A 1,064-nucleotide genomic window follows, 5' to 3' on the forward strand; every position below is an offset into this window, starting at 1 on the left:
CTACAGAAGCGTTGGCGATTGAAGTGGCATCGGTGTTGCAGGATCAACCCGCAGCACCCAAGCGGCGTGGCAAGGACAAGCCTTGAGCTGAACCTGGCGCGACCGCAGCCCTGTCTTCGCGCAGGGCTTTTTTGTGAATGCCTGCAACGAAGTGGCCAATCGCCATAACCTTTCGTTGCAGCCGCTGTCATAGCGTTTAGCCCCCATCACTGACGACGACCACGACATGAAAAGATTCTTGCCACTGATTGCGGTACTGGCCCTGAGTGGCTGCGCCACGTCAGAAACGACTTACCTGAAAAATGGCGAGCAAGGCCTGACCATCGACTGCTCCGGGGAAGCCAACGCCTGGGCCAGTTGCTACGAAAAAGCCGATGCCTCTTGCGCCGGCACCGGCTATCGGATTGTCGGTACCGACGGTACACCTTCGACCAAGGAAAGCGACAAAACCCTGGGCGTCGACGTCGGCAATTACAAGAACCGCAGTGTGGTGGTGGTCTGCAAGTAGGGCACCCAATGCCCTACATATGGATTTCGGCGAACTTGATCCCGAGCCCGCGTACCGTCTCGATCAAATCGTCGAGGCGGCTGAAGGACTCGACTTCATCGTTGTCATCCACCAGGAAAAAACTGCGCCCGGCGCTTTTCTTGAAAAATACGATCCACTCCCCCGGATTCGCCGGGTTCTGAATCACATGGGTGGCAGAGATATGACCCTCTGCGTGGCGCTCCCGCACCTGCTCTCGTTTCATGCTCGACTCCAGAAATGACAATGCCGTCAAAGTGCGACTTTGACGGCATCGATGCTGACCGGGGGTAGTCTATCAGCCGGAAATGCACGCGGTGGCGGCATTGCGCACATCCCATGGGCGCAACGGTACATTGGAGATGCGCTCATGCAGTTTGATGCTGCTGCCACCGGAGCGGTCTTCAATGTCAAACACCGCTGCCGGCCCCGAGGAAAACTTCTGCGGCACAATCACCCGCATGCCATCCTTTTGCGGCTCGACTTGCAAGGCCCCACGGCTACTGGCCAATTTCTCGACCAGGCACTGGGCGTACTC

The 1,064-nt window shown here is 57.7% G+C and carries 3 protein-coding genes; 1 reads left to right on the plus strand and 2 read right to left on the minus strand.

Annotated features, from left to right (window positions below):
* Positions 1–226 precede the first annotated feature (226 nt).
* On the plus strand, positions 227–508 hold the full coding sequence (locus AC1DLB_RS30765; RefSeq protein WP_018929069.1) for a hypothetical protein: 282 nt from the start codon (positions 227–229) through the stop codon (positions 506–508).
* A gap of 13 nt (positions 509–521) precedes the next feature.
* On the opposite strand, the gene AC1DLB_RS30770 is transcribed toward AC1DLB_RS30765, so the two are convergent.
* Entirely contained in the window at positions 522–752 is a 231-nt protein-coding gene (locus AC1DLB_RS30770; protein WP_007935641.1) for a hypothetical protein, read from the minus strand.
* 72 nt (positions 753–824) lie between these two features.
* Positions 825–1,064: hypothetical protein (locus AC1DLB_RS30775; protein ID WP_477786375.1), on the minus strand; the 240-nt coding region annotated here is incomplete at its 5' end.

It is taken from the genome of Pseudomonas sp. 05N434 (assembly GCF_056396965.1).